Annotated in this window: 14 protein-coding genes and 1 pseudogene; 9 read left to right on the forward strand and 6 right to left on the reverse strand. The window is 58.0% G+C overall.

The features are described from left to right. The 6 genes from ACE04F_RS18215 to cyoE form a co-directional block, all read left to right on the forward strand. Positions 1-413 (forward strand): hypothetical protein (locus ACE04F_RS18215; protein ID WP_486108840.1); only part of this gene is annotated, 413 nt, incomplete at its 5' end. A gap of 332 nt (positions 414-745) precedes the next feature. Beyond that, positions 746-1693, forward strand: a complete 948-nt coding sequence (cyoA, locus tag ACE04F_RS18220) for a ubiquinol oxidase subunit II (RefSeq protein WP_305496696.1) — start codon at positions 746-748, stop codon at positions 1691-1693. Positions 1694-1696: 3 nt separating this feature from the next. After that, complete coding sequence (cyoB, locus tag ACE04F_RS18225; protein ID WP_305496694.1) at positions 1697-3727, forward strand: cytochrome o ubiquinol oxidase subunit I; 2031 nt, start codon at positions 1697-1699, stop codon at positions 3725-3727. A 3-nt stretch (positions 3728-3730) separates the two neighbouring features. Further along, positions 3731-4357 (forward strand): cytochrome o ubiquinol oxidase subunit III, encoded by a 627-nt coding sequence (locus ACE04F_RS18230; protein WP_186705091.1) that lies wholly within the window; start codon positions 3731-3733, stop codon positions 4355-4357. Next, the gene (cyoD, locus tag ACE04F_RS18235; RefSeq protein WP_249876093.1) at positions 4358-4693 is read left to right on the forward strand and encodes a cytochrome o ubiquinol oxidase subunit IV; all 336 of its coding nucleotides are present in this window, start codon (positions 4358-4360) and stop codon (positions 4691-4693) included. It abuts the gene before it with no gap. Positions 4694-4704: 11 nt separating this feature from the next. Continuing rightward, positions 4705-5592, forward strand: coding sequence for a heme o synthase (gene cyoE, locus ACE04F_RS18240; protein ID WP_039591595.1), 888 nt, complete (start codon positions 4705-4707; stop codon positions 5590-5592). Between the two features lie 192 nt (positions 5593-5784). Here cyoE and ACE04F_RS18245 read toward each other — a convergent pair whose 3' ends face one another. The 4 genes from ACE04F_RS18245 to ACE04F_RS18260 form a co-directional block, all read right to left on the reverse strand. Beyond that, a complete protein-coding gene (locus ACE04F_RS18245; RefSeq protein ID WP_486108844.1) occupies positions 5785-6489 on the reverse strand; it encodes a hypothetical protein in 705 nt (234 codons plus the stop codon). 120 nt (positions 6490-6609) lie between these two features. Further along, positions 6610-7353: a DUF72 domain-containing protein gene (locus ACE04F_RS18250; protein ID WP_486108846.1), complete on the reverse strand. Its 744-nt coding sequence runs from the start codon at positions 7351-7353 to the stop codon at positions 6610-6612. A gap of 75 nt (positions 7354-7428) precedes the next feature. Further along, positions 7429-8442 (reverse strand): sensor domain-containing diguanylate cyclase, encoded by a 1014-nt coding sequence (locus ACE04F_RS18255; RefSeq protein ID WP_486108864.1) that lies wholly within the window; start codon positions 8440-8442, stop codon positions 7429-7431. A 110-nt stretch (positions 8443-8552) separates the two neighbouring features. After that, entirely contained in the window at positions 8553-9455 is a 903-nt protein-coding gene (locus tag ACE04F_RS18260; RefSeq protein WP_486108848.1) for a LysR family transcriptional regulator, read from the reverse strand. A 98-nt stretch (positions 9456-9553) separates the two neighbouring features. Here ACE04F_RS18260 and ACE04F_RS18265 point away from each other — a divergent pair, with 98 nt between their 5' ends. Both ACE04F_RS18265 and ACE04F_RS18270 read left to right on the forward strand, forming a co-directional pair. Further along, positions 9554-10729, forward strand: coding sequence for an acetylornithine/succinylornithine family transaminase (locus tag ACE04F_RS18265; RefSeq protein ID WP_486108850.1), 1176 nt, complete (start codon positions 9554-9556; stop codon positions 10727-10729). A gap of 147 nt (positions 10730-10876) precedes the next feature. Next, positions 10877-11611 (forward strand): YiaD family glycine zipper/OmpA-like lipoprotein, encoded by a 735-nt coding sequence (locus ACE04F_RS18270; RefSeq protein WP_434703805.1) that lies wholly within the window; start codon positions 10877-10879, stop codon positions 11609-11611. Positions 11612-11795: 184 nt separating this feature from the next. Here the strand turns inward: ACE04F_RS18270 and leuS are convergent, their stop codons facing one another. Both leuS and ACE04F_RS18280 read right to left on the reverse strand, forming a co-directional pair. Beyond that, a complete protein-coding gene (gene leuS / locus ACE04F_RS18275; protein ID WP_486108852.1) occupies positions 11796-14387 on the reverse strand; it encodes a leucine--tRNA ligase in 2592 nt (863 codons plus the stop codon). A gap of 82 nt (positions 14388-14469) precedes the next feature. Further along, a complete protein-coding gene (locus ACE04F_RS18280) occupies positions 14470-15639 on the reverse strand; it encodes an MFS transporter (RefSeq protein ID WP_486108854.1) in 1170 nt (389 codons plus the stop codon). A 671-nt stretch (positions 15640-16310) separates the two neighbouring features. Here ACE04F_RS18280 and ACE04F_RS18285 point away from each other — a divergent pair. Next, a pseudogene (locus tag ACE04F_RS18285) lies at positions 16311-16450 on the forward strand (cell envelope biogenesis protein OmpA); the annotation flags it as partial.

The following is a 16450-nucleotide window of genomic DNA, read 5'->3' on the forward strand; positions in this document are numbered from 1 at the left end:
CCGGGGCGTCTTACGTTTCGGGGTGGATGAGGCACCGTCTTGATCGGGGGCAGGAACACCCTGCGACAGTGTGCGACATGTTGTCACATATCTGCTGTCTCGCAGCCGTTCGATGGCCGAATTGTCGCCTCATTCTGCAACAAAAAAACCGCCTGATTACCCTTCGCTTTCAATTGGGAGTCGCTCTGGAGCAGGCATTTTTAACAGCGCAGCGGGTTGCCTTCAAGGCCCCGGAAAATGGGCGCCTAAAGCGGGTCAAAGCTCGCTGGAAATTGCTGGAGCTGTCTAAATCGGGCGTAGTAGCCTTACCTTTTTTGGGGTTCTTGTTGAGAATTAATTTCGATAACATGCTGGCCCGTTGCAATATCGGCGGCAGATTGTTGCCGGATCGGAGAAAAATTATTTCGGGTTAAGACATGGTCTCGAACGCCGCAGCTCACTACAATCGCCCGCACCGATTTTCCGACCCGGCTCAGGCTTGAGCACGAGAGTGGTCGAAGGGCGCCAGCGCCCCATGCGACCCCAGGTGTCGGTGCCTCCAACTACCCGCACCAAACGGAATTGGGCTTGAACAGGCCTTTGACCAACGAATAAGAACTCACTGCTGGCCCAGGATGTGTCGAACAGCGTCTGACGTTCGACGGGCAGCCCTTATTCAATCCAAGAAAATGCCAACCCTTGGCAGGGTGAAGTGTTGGCGATCAAAACCCAACTGCATTGCGCAAGCTGCTTTAGAGGTCGTGAGATGAGTAAAAACAGGTACCCCCGATTACTAGGCTTGTTGCCGCTGCTCGGCACGTTGCTGCTGGGAGGCTGCAACATGACCCTGCTCGATCCCAAGGGCCAGGTCGGCCTGGATGAACGAAACCTGATCATCACCGCCACGCTGCTGATGTTGCTGGTCGTCGTGCCGGTTATCGTCATGACGTTCCTGTTCGCCTGGAAATATCGCGCGTCCAACACCAGTGCCACCTACACGCCGAAATGGTCCCACTCGACCAAGATCGAAATCGCGGTGTGGACCATTCCGGTACTGATCATCATTGCCCTGGGTTACATCACCTACAAGTCGACCCACGCCCTGGACCCGTACCGTCCGCTGGATTCCGACGTCAAGCCGATCACCATCGAAGTGGTCTCGATGGACTGGAAGTGGTTGTTCATCTATCCGGAACAAGGCATCGCCACGGTCAACAAGATCGTGTTCCCGGCCCACACGCCGATCAACTTCAAGGTTACCTCCGACACCGTGATGAACTCGTTCTTCATCCCGGGCCTGGGCGGCCAGATCTACGCGATGGCCGGCATGCAGACCAAGCTGCACCTGATTGCCAACCAGAACACCGAACTTGAAGGTATCTCCGCCAACTACAGCGGCGCGGGTTTCACCGGCATGAAGTTCAAAGCGACCGCCACCACCCAGGAAGAGTTCGACGCCTGGGTAAACGAAGTGAAGAAGGCACCTAAACAGCTTGAAAAAGCTGAATACGAAGCCCTTTCCAAGCCGAGCCAGAACAACCCTGTCGAACTCTACTCGTCGGTCACGCCGAACCTGTTCCAGACCATCATCGATAAGTATGAAGGGATGAATCCGGGCAAGCCGATGCATCACGAGAAGAAAGACAAGGAAGTGGCCCACAACATGGAAGGGATGGACATGAGCTCGCATTCAGCTGCCGGGGCAGAGGAGTAAACGATGTTTGGTAAATTAAGTTGGGAAGCGATCCCGTTCCACGAGCCGATTGTCATGGTGACCCTCGCCATCATCGCGCTCGGTGGTCTGGCGTTGTTCGCGGGTATCACTTATTTCAAGAAGTGGACTTACCTGTGGACTGAATGGTTGACCTCGGTCGACCACAAGAAGATCGGCGTGATGTACATCATCGTCGCCATGGTCATGCTGCTGCGCGGTTTTGCCGACGCGATCATGATGCGTACCCAGTTGGCCATGGCCACCGAGGGCTCGCCCGGCTACCTGCCGCCTGAACACTATGACCAGATCTTCACCGCCCACGGTGTGATCATGATCATCTTCATGGCGATGCCATTCTTCACCGGCCTGATGAACCTCGCAGTGCCGCTGCAGATCGGCGCGCGTGACGTTGCCTATCCATTCCTGAACTCCCTGAGCTTCTGGCTGCTGGTGTCCGGCGTGGTGCTGATCAACGTTTCCCTGGGTGTCGGCGAATTCGCCAAGACCGGTTGGGTTGCCTATCCGCCGCTGTCGGGGCTGCAATACAGTCCGGGCGTCGGGGTGGATTACTACATCTGGGCGCTACAGCTATCCGGGCTTGGGACAACGCTGACGGGGGTCAACTTCCTGGCCACCGTGCTGAAGATGCGTACCCCTGGCATGAAGCTGATGGACATGCCGATCTTCACCTGGACCTGCACCTGGGCCAACGTGCTGATCGTCGCTTCGTTCCCGATCCTGACCGCTACACTCGCTCTGCTGACGCTTGACCGCTACATGGATTTCCACATTTTCACCAATGAACTGGGTGGAAATCCGATGATGTACGTCAACCTGTTCTGGGCCTGGGGTCACCCTGAGGTGTACATCCTGATCCTGCCGGCGTTCGGTATTTTCTCCGAAGTCATCTCGACCTTCTCCGGCAAGAAACTGTTTGGCCACCACTCGATGATCTACGCTTCCGGCGCGATCTCGGTACTGGGCTTCATGGTCTGGCTGCACCACTTCTTCACCATGGGTTCGGGTGCCAGCGTCAACGCCTTCTTCGGCCTGGCGACGATGCTGATCTCGATTCCGACGGGCGTGAAGCTGTTCAACTGGCTGTTCACCATTTACCAGGGCCGCCTGCGTTTCACCAGTCACGTGCTGTGGACCCTGGGCTTCATGGTGACCTTCGCCATCGGCGGCATGACCGGCGTACTGCTGGCCATCCCGGGTGCGGACTTCGTACTGCACAACAGCCTGTTCGTGATCGCGCACTTCCATAACGTGATCATCGGCGGCGCCGTGTTCGGCTACATCGCGGGCTTTGCGTTCTACTTCCCTAAAGCGTTCGGCTTCAAGCTGCACGAAGGTTGGGGCAAGGCTGCGTTCTGGTTCTGGATCTCGGGCTTCTTCGTCGCGTTCATGCCGCTCTATGCACTGGGCTTCATGGGCATGACCCGTCGCCTGAACGCCACCACCAACCCTGAGTGGGTGCCGTACCTGTACGTCGCCATGTTCGGTGCGGTGATGATCGCTGTCGGTATCGCCTGCCAGTTGATCCAGCTGTACGTCAGTGTGCGTGACCGCAAGAAGCCGGAGAACATGTGCGAACACGGTGACCCGTGGAATGCCCATACCCTGGAATGGTCGACTTCTTCGCCACCACCGTTCTACAACTTTGCCGTGCTGCCGAAAGCGGAAACCATCGACCCGTTCACCGAAGCCAAGGAAAACGGTACCGCGTACCAGACTCCGGCCAGGTACGCGCCGATCCACATGCCCAACAACACCGCTACCGGTGTGGTCATGGGGGCTCTGTTGACCGTGTTCGGTTTCGCCATGATCTGGCACATCTGGTGGCTGGCCATCGCCAGCCTGGTCGGCACCGTGGTGTATTTCACCATTCATGCCGCCCGTGATGATCAGGGCTACATGGTGCCGGTGGATGTCATCGAGCGCATCGAAGCCGAGCAGCACAAGCGTCTGGTCGCGGCCGGGAAAGTCCCAGCCTCCGCCACCCGTGTTGAAACCTCGTTGGAACAGGCTTAAACCATGTCGAACTTAGTGACCAATGTTGGACACGCCCATGGTCATGACCATGGGCACGATGACCATCACCACGACTCCGGCGAGATGACCGTATTCGGTTTCTGGCTCTACCTGATGACCGACTGCATTCTGTTTGCGTCGATCTTCGCGGTATATGCGGTGCTGGTTAACAACGTCGCCGGTGGCCCGTCGGGCCACGAAATCTTCGAACTGCCTTATGTGCTGGGCGAAACCGCGCTGCTGCTGTTCAGTTCGATCACCTACGGCTTCGCCATGCTGGCGTTGTTCAAGGGCAAGAAAACCCAGGTACTGGGCTGGTTGGCGATGACCTTCCTGCTGGGCGCCGGCTTTATCGCCATGGAGATCAACGAGTTCCACATCCTGATCGCCGAAGGCTACGGCCCTAGCCGCAGCGGCTTCCTGTCCGGGTTCTTCACCCTGGTCGGCACCCACGGTCTGCACGTGACCAGCGGTCTGATCTGGATGGCGATCATGATGTACCAGGTCCAGAAAAACGGCCTGACCGCCACCAACAAGACGCGCCTGAGCTGCCTGAGCCTGTTCTGGCACTTCCTGGACGTGGTGTGGATCTGCGTATTCACCGTTGTTTATCTGATGGGGACCCTGTAAATGGCTAACGCTCATTCCCATGATGGCCACGACGCCGGCCACGGCAGCGTCAAGTCCTACGCCATCGGTTTTATCCTGTCGGTGATCCTGACCGTCATTCCGTTCGGCCTGGTGATGTATCCAACGCTGCCGAAGAGCCTGACGCTGTGGATCATTCTGATCTTCGCCGTGGTCCAAGTATTGGTCCACCTGGTGTACTTCCTGCACCTGGACCGCTCGGCCGCCCAGCGTAACAACGTGATTGCGTTTGTCTTCGCTGCGCTGGTGATCGTACTGCTGGTCGGCTTGTCGTTGTGGATCATGTTCAGCATCCACTCCAACATGATGGCGCACTGAGGAAAGTCCGAATGTCACTGAAGCACTTTATCCAAATCACCAAGCCGGGGATCATTTTCGGTAACGTGCTTTCTGTGGCGGGCGGGTTTTTCCTGGCCTCGAAAGGGCATGTCGATCTGGCCATCTTCCTGGCGGCGATGATCGGCACTTCCCTGGTGGTGGCGTCTGGTTGCGTGTTCAACAACTGCATCGACCGCGACATCGACATCAAGATGGAACGCACCAAGAACCGGGCGCTGGTCCAAGGCCTGATTCCGGTGCAACTGGCCCTGGCATTCGCCACGGTGCTGGGCGTGGCCGGCGTGGCGCTGCTGTATTGGGTGGCCAACCCGCTGGCAGCGTTGTTCGCGGTGATCGGCTTTGTCATCTACGTCGGCCTCTACAGCCTGTACCTCAAGCGCAAGTCGGTCCACGGCACGCTGGTGGGCAGCCTGTCGGGTGCGATGCCGCCAGTGATCGGTTATGTCGCGGTCAGCAACAGCTTCGACATGGCTGCGCTGACGCTGCTGGTGATGTTCAGCCTGTGGCAGATGCCGCATTCCTATGCCATCGCGATCTTCCGCTTCAACGACTACCTGGCGGCCTCGATTCCGGTGCTGCCGGTCAAGCGCGGTATCCAGGTGGCGAAGAAGCACATCCTGCTCTACATCCTGGCCTTCCTCGTGGCGACCTTGATGCTGACCTTCAGCGGTTACGCCGGCATGAGCTACCTCGCCGTCGCCGCCGCCATGGGCATGTACTGGCTGTACATGGCCTGGACTGGCTACAAGGCAGTGGATGACACAGTCTGGGCACGCAAGCTGTTCGTGTTCTCGATCTTCACCATCACCGCCCTGAGCGTCATGATGTCCCTGGACTTCAAAGTGCCAAGTGAGCTGCTGCTGACGTACGCGCCTTAAGCTTCAGACGTTGCACAAAAAGCCCCGCCTTCGAGAGAAGCGCGGGGCTTTTTCATGGGTGATATCCGGACGCTGTCGACCTTCCTGTGGGAGCGAGCCTGCTCGCGAATGTGGTGGGTCAGTTGAGTTGATGTCGACTGACACGGCGAATTCGCGAGCAGGCTCGCTCCCACAAGGGCCCGGATTCGGGGGTTATTGCTGGGCGATGCTGTAGCCGTCGAAGGCCTTTTGCTGCTGCAGCGCGGTGACGATGCTTTTGCGGGTGACCGGCTGTTCGGTGCCGTCGTTGTCCAGGAAGGTTTCGCTTTCCAGCTCGGCTTCGTCGCCTTCGCCGATGAAGTTGAAGCCGAGGAATTCGAAGGCCTCGCGGTCGACGCTCGGCTTGGAGCGTGGTGTGCGCAAGGGCAGGGTGACGCTGATGCCGTCCTTGCTGATGACAAACACCTCGGCTTCCTTCTTGGCGCGCGTGGCCTTGCCCTTGCTGCCGCTCGGGTTGCTGATGGCCTGATGGGTCTGGTTCAGCACTTTCAGGGCCAGGCCGTAGACCAGTTCCTGGAACGCCGGATCATCCTTGTAGCTGGAAAGGATACGGCTGATCGGGAAGCGGCTGCTGAGGTCTTCCAGCGCGGCGAAGTCGGCGGCTTCGGCGTCCTTGAGTTGCTTGAGCTGGCCCATCAATGCGTAGGCCTTGTCATCGTCGAATGCATCGTGAGCCTGGCGAATGGCGGTGCGCAGTTCGCGGATCTGGTCGCTTTCGCGGTTCGACTGAAAGGCATCGAGGACCATTTCGCTGATGCTTTTGGCCTGGGGCAGATGCTGTGAAAGATTGATGGAGTTTTCGTATTCCGCTTTGGACGACAGGGAGACTACAGATTCAGCGGTATTGGAATCGGACATTGAAATTTCACTACTTCTGTTAGCGGGATATGGCGAGAAAACGCACGGGGCTTTTTTCGGTCGCCTAATCTATTGGACCCGGGCCGCGTTGTCACGGCCGGACCGGCCACCGGTGATATTTCAGTCGCGCAGCAGGTCCAGCAATCGCAACGCGTCGGGCGTCGCGGCGCCGCTGGCGGTGTTGTCGAAGATGCACCAGGTCGGCGTGTCCGGGGCAGCCTTCAGTAGGTCTGCCAGTCGCTGCAGCCAGGCGTCTTCATAGGCGGAGTAATAAATGCGCGGCGAGCCATGCAGCCGGTAATAACGCACGCCCGCCCAGCCCGCCGGTTGATCGCCGCCCGGCAGAGGCGACGGGTCGGCGGCGACGCGGGCAATGCGCTCTTCCTCAAGCAGTGCCATGGCCTCTGGTGTGAGCCAGCTCGGGTGCCGGGGTTCGAGTACCGCGTGGCCCTGGTAACGGTCACGCAAGGCTTTGAAAAAGCCCTCGGCCTGGGTGCTGTCGAAGGCCAGCGACGGCGGCAACTGGATCAACAGGCAGCCGAGTTTTTCCTTCAATTGCGAGCATTGCCCGAGGAACTCATCCACTAGCCCCTCGCAATCATGCAAGCGCCGCTCATGGGTGATCTGCTTCGGTACCTTGACTGAGAAGCGAAAGCCCGCCGGCACACTGTCGGCCCATTTTGCATAGGTGGCGGGACGGTGCGGGCGGTAGAACGAACTGTTGATTTCCACCGCCGGGAAGCGGGCGCTGTAGCGCTGCAAATGGGTGCCTTCAAGGGGAAAAGCGGGCCACTGCTCCCTTGGCAATGACCAGCCCGCGCAGCCCACCAATACGGGTGAAGAACAGAGGAGTCGAGTCGGCAAAGGCGAGAACCTGATTGCAAGGGTTACAGCTATGACTACCGCAGCGCCCTGAGGATCCAATCGGGCACTGTCCGTTCATTCACAGATCACATTCTTGCCGGCCATCTTGGAGCGATACAGCGCCTGGTCAGCCCGGTCCAGTAGCGTCGCTTGCGGTTCGTCTTCGCGGCGTTGCACCACGCCAAAGCTCATGGTGATCTGGAAGTCGCCCACCGGCAGCAGATCGGACAGCCCCCGGCGGATGGTTTCAGCCAATAGAACTGCGTCGGCCTTGGACGTGTTGGGCAAAATCATGATGAATTCATCGCCGCCCCAGCGCACCAGCAGGTCGCCGTCGCGCTCGCAGCGCTTGACCGCCTGTACCACTTGTATCAGGGCCGCGTCGCCGAAAGCATGGCCGTAGCGATCATTGATGTCCTTGAAGTCGTCGACATCCATGGCAATCAGCGACAACGGCTCGCGAAAGCGCTGCGCACGTTCACAGGCCAATGGTAGCGCCTGTTCCAGGCGATAGCGGTTGGCGACCAGAGTAAGGGCGTCGGTTTCGGCGAGCCTGCGGTTTTCCTCGAGCTGGATCTGCAACTGCTCGTTGACCCGGGACAGTTCGCGGGTACGTTCTTCGATGATGGCTTCGAGGGATTTGTTGCGCCGTTCAAGTTGTTCGAACAGACGCTTCTTGTCGTCGATGCTGCGATGGGCGCCGATCATGCGGGCGACGCTGCCATCGGGGTTGCGGGCGATCACGTAGCCGCGGTCTTCGATCCAGATATAGGAGCCGTCATAGGCGCGGCAGCGGTATTCGGCCTGGTACTTAGGGGCGCGTTGTTCGAGGTAGTCGTCGAATAGCGCCATCACCTGGGGGTAATCCTGCGGGTGGATCACGCTCTCCCAGGTCAGCACGGTGTTGCTCAGGGAGTGCGGCGTATAGCCGAGCATCGTGTACCAACCGGGATTGCGATAGACGAAGCCGGTGTTGGCGTTCCAGTCCCAGATGCCATCGCTGACCAGTTCCATGATGGTGTGCAGCAGGTTTTCGTCCAGATCGGACAAGTCGAACCGCAGCAAGTCGATCTTCGAGGCGTCGTCCATCATCGTTCCCTCAATCAGCCCTGATATCAAAACGCTTCCCAGGGGTTAAGAGTAGCCGATGGGGCGGGGCGCCACTAGCGGGAGGCATGGTTGATGGGACTCGGAATACTTCAGGGTTTGCTCCACTTCTGCAGCGCAAACTCGACAAAACTGCGCAGCTTCGGCAAACGATAGCGATCCTGGGCGTACATCAGGCTCATCGGCCGATGGGGCAGTTGATAGTCCTGCAACAGCGCCACCAAGTGTCCGTCCTCAAGGTCCTGTGCCACCAGCGCGTCCGGCAGCATCACCACGCCCATGCCGGCCAGGGCGGCGCGATGCAGGCCCGACGAGCTGTTGATCAGCATCGGCCCACGCACCGGCACTTTGATTTCGCCTTCCGGCCCGTTGATGGGCCAGTGTTCCTGGGCGAAACGCCATTCATCTCCGGCGGAGTAGGCAAACGACAGGCAGTCATGCTGTTGCAGGTCCTCGGGTTTCTGCGGGGTGCCGCGCCGTGCCAGATACGCCTTGGATGCGCAGACGGTCAGGGTGTAGTCCATCAGGGGACGAGCGATCAGCTTCGGGTCGGGACTGCCCAGGCGAATGGCGACGTCAAAGCCGTGATCGAGCAGGTCGAGCCGTTGGTTGGTCAAGACCACGTCGAGCTTGACCTGGGGATAACGCTGGCTGTATTCGGCCAGCGCCGGGGCGAGGCGCTCCGTACCAAAGGTCAGCGGCGCGGTGATGCGCAGGGTGCCGGAAGGGTCGCCTTGGGTCTGTTCAGCCAGGCGTTCGGAATCGGCAACCAGCCCGATCACCTCCAGGCAGCGTTGATAATAGGCCGAGCCGAATTCGGTCAAGCGTTGACGACGCGTCGTACGGTTGATCAGGCGCACACCCAGACGTTGTTCCAACGCCCGAAGGTGATTGCCCACCATCGTCGACGACATTTCGCACGCCTGGGCCGCTGCGGTCAGGCTGCCGGTTTCCACCACTTTCACGTAAACGGCCATTGCCTGGAACAGGTCCATTATCAAGCTCTGCTTTTAAATGAATGAAGTAATGCGAGGTTTATCCAGTAAGGGTGGCTAACCATACTGGAAAAAATCACCCGATGGAGCTAGATGTCATGACTGCCGCCTGCCTGATGAGCACTTACCAACCCTTGGCGTTGAATTTCACCCATGGCTTGGGTACCCGTCTGTGGGATCAGGACGGGCGCGAATATCTGGATGCGGTGGCGGGCGTGGCGGTGACCAACGTGGGCCATTCCCATCCGCGGCTGGTGGCAGCCATCAGTGAACAGGCCGGCCTGCTGCTGCACACGTCCAACCTATACAGCATCGTCTGGCAGCAGCGGTTGGCCCACCGACTCACGCAGCTCTCGGGGATGGAACGGGCGTTTTTCAACAATTCCGGCGCCGAGGCGAATGAAACCGCATTGAAGCTAGCCCGCCTGCATGGCTGGCACAAAGGCGTCGAACAGCCCTTGATCGTGGTGATGGACAACGCTTTCCACGGGCGCACACTCGGCACGATGTCCGCCAGCGACGGGCCCTCGGTGCGGCTGGGTTTCAATCGGTTACCAGGTGATTTCATCAAGGTGCCGTTCGGCGATCTCGGCGCATTGGAAAAAGTCCAGCAAGCCCACGGCGAGCGCATCGTTGCGATCCTGGTAGAGCCGATCCAGGGCGAAAGTGGCGTACAACTCGCGCCACCGGGTTACCTGAAGGCTTTGCGCGATTTGTGCACCAGGCGCGCCTGGTTGTTGATGCTCGACGAGATCCAGACCGGCATCGGCCGCACCGGCCAGTGGTTCGCGTTCCAGCACGAGGGCATTGTGCCGGACGTGATGACCCTGGCCAAAGGCTTAGGCAACGGCGTGCCCATCGGCGCTTGCCTGGCGCGCGGCAAGGCCGCCGGACTGTTCACCCCCGGCAGCCATGGCAGCACGTTCGGCGGCAATCCGCTGGCCTGTCGGGTTGGCTGCACGGTGCTGGACATCATCGAGGAACAAGGCCTGCTGGAGAACGCGAGGCGCCAAGGCGCGCAGTTGCTCAGTCGGCTGCAGGCCGAACTGGCCGACAATCCGAACGTGCTGGATATTCGTGGCCAAGGCTTGATGATCGGCATCGAACTCAAGCAACCGGTTCGCGACCTGACCCTCTGCGCCGCCCGGGATCATGGCTTGCTGATCAACGTCACCCGGGGCAAGACCATTCGCCTGCTGCCGCCACTGACGATTGACGGACGGGAAGTCGAGATGATCGTCAGGGGCGTGAGCCGCTGTCTGGCACAGGCGTGAGGCTACCTCGCCCGGACCGATGGCTCATGGTGACCGGTCCGGGCGAAGCGCAGCGCGACGGAATTTTTGACGATTGTCGCGTTCCAACGCCAGCCAGAGTCGATTGCCTGCACTTTGGCACTCAGACTGAATCCCAGGAGCATCTTCATGTTCACCTCGCGTCGCTTGATCGTTGTCGCTACTGCCGTGGCCCTGTTGTCCGGCTGTGCGTCGCCCAACCCCTATGACAACCAGGGCCAGGCCTCTACCGAATCTTCGGGCATGAGCAAAACCGCCAAGTATGGCGGCCTCGGCGCGCTGGCCGGGGCATTGGCCGGTGCGGCCATCGGTCACGATAACCGGGGCAAGGGTGCGTTGATCGGCGCGGCGGTGGTGGGCGCTTCCGCTGCCGGCTACGGTTACTACGCCGACCAGCAGGAAAAGAAACTGCGCGCCAGCATGGCCAATACCGGTGTTGAAGTGCAGCGCCAGGGCGACCAGATCAAGCTGATCATGCCGGGTAATATCACCTTCGCCACCGACTCGGCGAACATCGCGTCGAGCTTCTACCAGCCGCTGAACAACCTGGCCAACTCCCTCAAGGAGTTCAACCAGAACCAGATCGAGATTGTCGGTTACACCGACAGCACCGGCAGCCGCCAGCACAACATGGACCTGTCCCAGCGCCGCGCGCAGAGCGTGGCGACCTACCTGACGTCCCAAGGCGTCAGCGGTGCCAACCTCTCAGCCCGTGGCGCCGGCCCTGACAACCCGGTGGCGAGCAACGCCGATGTCAATGGCCGTGCGCAAAACCGTCGGGTCGAAGTCAACCTCAAGGCGATTCCGGGGCAGCAGTACCAGGCGCCGCCGCAGCAGGGGCAGACTTATCAGCAGTACCCGTAAGCGCTGGGCCGTGAATGAAAAATGGGCCATGGAAGCATGGCCCCCTTTTTTGTTGGCCGTAATTTCATCTGCTTTTCCTGCAATAACTTGCCAGAGAAGGCAGTCTCGAACCTCGTGGTGCCCACAAACGCCTTCGCCGGCAAGCCTCTCCTACAGGGGCGGCAGCGGAGTCAGCGACCGGAAATCAGATCACGAAGTTAACCAGCCGGTTGGGCACTACAATCATCCTGCTCGTACCTTCCAAGTAGTTACGCAACACTGGGTCCGCCAATGCCTGGCCCCGTATCGTTTCTTGATCGGCACCAGACTCGATCAGGATTTCCCCGCGCAATTTGCCATTGACTTGCACCACCATTTTGACTTCGTTCTGCTTCAAGGCTTCATCGTCCGGCACCGGCCACGAACTGTCGTAGATATCACCGGCGAAACCCAGTTCTGTCCAGAGTACCTGTGTTATGTGCGGTGTCACAGGATTCAGGACTTGCAACAGAATCGACATTCCCTCGTCGGCCGCGTGCTGGCTCGCAGCCCTGCTCCCCTCCAACACCCTGAGCATCTTCATCGCGCCTGAAACTACCGTGTTGTATTGCATCCGCTCATAATCGTTGTTGACCTGCCGCAGCAAGCGATGCATCTCAAAGCGCACACGCCTGGATTCGGCAACGTCCTCAACCCGTGCATCCTTGCCAGTCCGGCCCTGACTGTTACAGGCGAAAGTCCATAGCCGACGCAGAAAGCGATAAGCGCCCTCAACTCCACTGTCGCTCCAGATCGTGCTCTGGTCGGGTGGCCCAGCAAAAATGGTAAACAAACGGGCGGTGTCGGCGCCGAACTTGTCGATGATGTCTTTCGGTTCGACGACGTTGTTCTTCGACTTCGACATTTTTTCCACGTTGCCAATGGTGACAGGCAAACCGTCCTCAAGCGCCGTCGCCCTGACCGGACGATTTTTTTCATCATATTCGACCGTTACCTGCCCGGGATAAAACCATCGCCGACTGCCATCGTCCGCTTTGCGGTAGTAACTTTCCCGCAATAACATTCCTTGGGTGAACAGGTTCTTGAATGGTTCACTGAACGCCACCAGCCCTTCATCCCGCATTGCCCGGGTCCAAAACCTGGCGTACAGCAAATGAAGCACCGCGTGTTCGATACCGCCGATGTATTGGTCGATCGGCATCCAGTATCGGCTGCCAGGTCCGACCATCGCAGTCTCGCAATCGGGATCGCAGTAGCGCATGAAATACCAGCTCGAATCGACGAAGGTATCCATGGTGTCCGTTTCCCGTAGCGCCGGAGCAGCGCAGCGAGGGCAAGCCACATGGCGAAACCCGTCATGCGCCAGCAACGGATTTGCGCTGCCGTCGGGAATGCAATCGGTCGGTAACACCACAGGCAGATCCGAATAAGGTACCGGGACGTCGCCACAGTGTTCACAGCGGATGATTGGGATGGGCGTCCCCCAATACCGTTGCCGTGAAATACCCCAATCGCGCAGACGCCAGCTGGTGGTTTCCTCACCCATCCCACGTTCAACCAACGCCGCGACGATGGCCTGGGTGGCCTGTGTGACTGTCAGCCCATCGTAGGCGCCGGAGTTGATGAGATGGCCGTCCCGACAGGCAAGTCGGTCAGACCAGTCTTGAACGTCATAGACCTGATCCTCACAAGCAAGGACCTGGCGAACAGGCAACCCGTATTGATTGGCAAAGTCGAAGTCACGCTCATCGTGGGCAGGTACGGCCATCAAGGCGCCTTCACCATATTCGCTGAGCACGTAGCTGGTAATCCATAGGGGGACAGGTTCACCGGTCAAAGGGTGCGCGACGTTTAAACCGATGGGAACGCCAATCTTGACCTGGATGCTGGAAGCGGGATCTACCTCAGCCGCTTCACGACACGCCCGTACCTGCGGCTCCAGGCTGGGATTGAGTTCCAGAGCACGTCTGGCCAATGCATGCTCGGGAGAAATGGCACAGAAGGTCACTCCCATTAGCGTGTCCACTCGGGTTGTGAACACCCACATCTTGCCTGCATCGATCAGTTGCTCCGAGGCATTCCTGATCTGGTGACCAAATGCCAGACGAACTCCGCTGGCCTTCCCGATCCAATTGCGTTGCATGGTGCGCACTCTCTCGGGCCAGCCATCCAGTGTATCGATGGCTGGCAGCAACTCTTCAGCATATCGCGTGATACGCAGGTAGTACCCGGGAATTTCCCGCCGCTCGACCAGTGCTCCCGACCGCCAGCCTCGACCGTCAATCACCTGTTCATTGGCTAGCACCGTTTGGTCGACAGGATCCCAATTGACTATCTGGGTTTTCTTGTACGCCACGCCCTTTTCCAACAACTTGAGAAAAAACCACTGACTCCATTTATAGTATTGCGGGTCGCAGGTGGCGATCTCGCGCGACCAGTCGAAAGCCAGTCCCAGCGGCTGCATTTGTGCCTTCATGTCCGCAATGTTCAGCCGTGTCCACTCGGCTGGAGAAACACCTGATTGCATGGCCGCATTCTCTGCCGGCAAGCCGAAAGCGTCCCAGCCCATCGGCATTTGCACGTTGAATCCTTTCATGCGCATATGACGGGCCAACATGTCGTTGATCGTATAGTTGCGAACATGCCCCATGTGCAATTTGCCCGATGGATAAGGAAGCATCGAGCAAGCATAGAACTTGGGTCGACTTTCATCTTCGACCGCCCTGAACACATCATTTTGCAGCCATTTGGCCTGCGCCATACTTTCAACGCGAGCTGGATCGTACTGCGGTCGCATAGAGGCTCCTCAATATTGCTGTAGCTGAACGGCAAATAACTCGCTCGGCTCATACTCCTTAAAAGTTACCGGTAGATCCGCTTCAGCTCCCGTCCGGCGATGAAACACGGGGCGCTACAGCCGTCCTGGCAGCGACTAAAAGACAGCCGCCTCCGAACAGGATGCCCAACAGCCCATAGAGGCTCCAACTCAGTTGGAAACCGATCCCGGTGATCAACGAGGCGCCCAGCCCTACGGACACCATTCTCGCCCCTGCCAGCACGATCGGAATAAGGGAAAAAAGACTGGCCTGAGTTTGCAATGTGGTTTTCTGCGAAATCAGCGCAGTGATATAGGTAATGCCGAGAATTTCACCCAGCGTCCAGAAGAAAACAAACGACAAGATCAGAACTGTCTGCTCGAAAAAGGCATAGGCGCCAAATCCAATACCGTAAAAAACCGCAGCCAGAGAGAGATTGGTGAGTGCCCCATAACGCGACGTCAACGCTATCAGTGGTTGCGTCAATAAGATCACCAGCAACGCATTGACGATCCCGACGGCACCGAACAAGCTGGCGGCTTTGCCCATCGTCACCATGTCAAGCCATAGAGGCAACTGATATTCTCGCTGCGCATCCAGCACAGACAACGCAAAGAACATGGCGCCGGCGATGATCACGATTCTTGGCACATCGATCATCGCGGCAAGGGAAGCCCTTCTCGCTTCAGGCAAAGTGCTGAGGCGTTCCGGCATCGCCAGAAAGACACTCGCTAAAATGCACAACACACTCACGACCATTGCAAAAAGCATCAGGTAGTGACTGTCAAGGCCAAGCAAATATCCTCCGATCACGAACAGCAGCGCTGCCCCCAGATTGCTGGCCAAGTGCAAATAGCCAAAGGAAGCGGTGCGGTTACTTTCACTTGCCACCAAAGACGTGAGGACACTGAATACGGGTGTGATCAGGCCCGCGCACAGCATGAACAACAGGACCATCGTAATGGAAGTGACCGATGAGCTGGACAGGGCGGCGAACAACAAAAAAACCGATGAGCAGGACGAAGCACTGATCAAAAGCGCCCGGAAGGAACAATGACCGACCAGCGCCCCGCCCAGCAGATTGCCGACTAGATAGAACGCCGACATTAGCGTGATCACCAACGCCACCGCCGAGCTGTCGAGCTGGTAATGACGCTGGAAAAACAAGGCTGCAAAAGGTCCTAAGGCATTTGCAATGACGAACAACAACCGGAGAAAAACGATATTGCGCATCCCTGGCGCCAGCCCTATCCTTTTCAGCAATCCCTTCACTTTGAAATAACCTCGGCGCTGCGCAAACACGCAACGCTTGCAGGGGCAATGCCGCTTCCAATTAATATTGCCTTCAGGAATTTTTTTAGATCCGACGAAGCAGGAATGGCCACACGCAATAAATTGTGAAGCAGGCCGAAGCTGTGGGGATACTGCGAACAATCACTGACGCGAATGTATTTATGTATTTGTTTTTTTGTTCTGACATACGACAACCTCTCTGATTCATGAAGCAAGAAGAGCCAGTGCTGCTACCAAATTCAAAATACCGACCAGTTCCTGTCAGCACCACTAGCCTTGCACATGATTTTTTTTAAGGCAACTAAGAAAAGTCTCTAATTCTCGAACGAAAGTTCTGTAAGAATTTTCGCTAAAAAGCCGCAAACATTAAAGCGACCCTGGCGGATACCTGCACATGTCATGCAGCCCTGATGAATCATGACACCTGGGGCCGACTCGAAACATTACGCATCAATACAAGTTGGCTTGATTGGATTTTAAGCCAGCAAAATTCGGGTGCCTTGCTATATTCACGCGTGACGGCCACAGTTTTTTTAAAATCGACCACTTGCGAGTACTCAGTTTTGAGGAAAAGATAAAATCAAGCGAACACTAATCCCAGGAGCATCTTCATGTTCACCTCGCGTCGCTTGATCGTTGTCGCTACTGCCGTGGGCCAGTTGTCCGGCTGTGCGTCGCCCAACCCCTATGACAACCAGGGCCAGGCCTCTACCGAATCTTCGGGCATGAGCAAAACCGCCAAGTATGGCGG

Source organism: Pseudomonas sp. AGC41, assembly GCF_057334555.1.

Excerpts from the sequence above, each read along its gene's own strand:
- cyoA (WP_305496696.1), top strand. The coding sequence starts at position 746 with ATGAGTAAAAACAGGTACCCCCGATTACTAGGCTTGTTGCCGCTGCTC.
- cyoB (WP_305496694.1), top strand. The coding sequence starts at position 1,697 with ATGTTTGGTAAATTAAGTTGGGAAGCGATCCCGTTCCACGAGCCGATT.
- ACE04F_RS18230 (WP_186705091.1), top strand. The coding sequence starts at position 3,731 with ATGTCGAACTTAGTGACCAATGTTGGACACGCCCATGGTCATGACCAT.
- cyoD (WP_249876093.1), top strand. The coding sequence starts at position 4,358 with ATGGCTAACGCTCATTCCCATGATGGCCACGACGCCGGCCACGGCAGC.
- cyoE (WP_039591595.1), top strand. The coding sequence starts at position 4,705 with ATGTCACTGAAGCACTTTATCCAAATCACCAAGCCGGGGATCATTTTC.
- ACE04F_RS18245 (WP_486108844.1), bottom strand. The coding sequence starts at position 6,489 with ATGTCCGATTCCAATACCGCTGAATCTGTAGTCTCCCTGTCGTCCAAA.
- ACE04F_RS18255 (WP_486108864.1), bottom strand. The coding sequence starts at position 8,442 with ATGGACGACGCCTCGAAGATCGACTTGCTGCGGTTCGACTTGTCCGAT.
- ACE04F_RS18260 (WP_486108848.1), bottom strand. The coding sequence starts at position 9,455 with ATGGACCTGTTCCAGGCAATGGCCGTTTACGTGAAAGTGGTGGAAACC.
- ACE04F_RS18265 (WP_486108850.1), top strand. The coding sequence starts at position 9,554 with ATGACTGCCGCCTGCCTGATGAGCACTTACCAACCCTTGGCGTTGAAT.
- ACE04F_RS18270 (WP_434703805.1), top strand. The coding sequence starts at position 10,877 with ATGTTCACCTCGCGTCGCTTGATCGTTGTCGCTACTGCCGTGGCCCTG.
- leuS (WP_486108852.1), bottom strand. The coding sequence starts at position 14,387 with ATGCGACCGCAGTACGATCCAGCTCGCGTTGAAAGTATGGCGCAGGCC.
- ACE04F_RS18280 (WP_486108854.1), bottom strand. The coding sequence starts at position 15,639 with ATGCGCAATATCGTTTTTCTCCGGTTGTTGTTCGTCATTGCAAATGCC.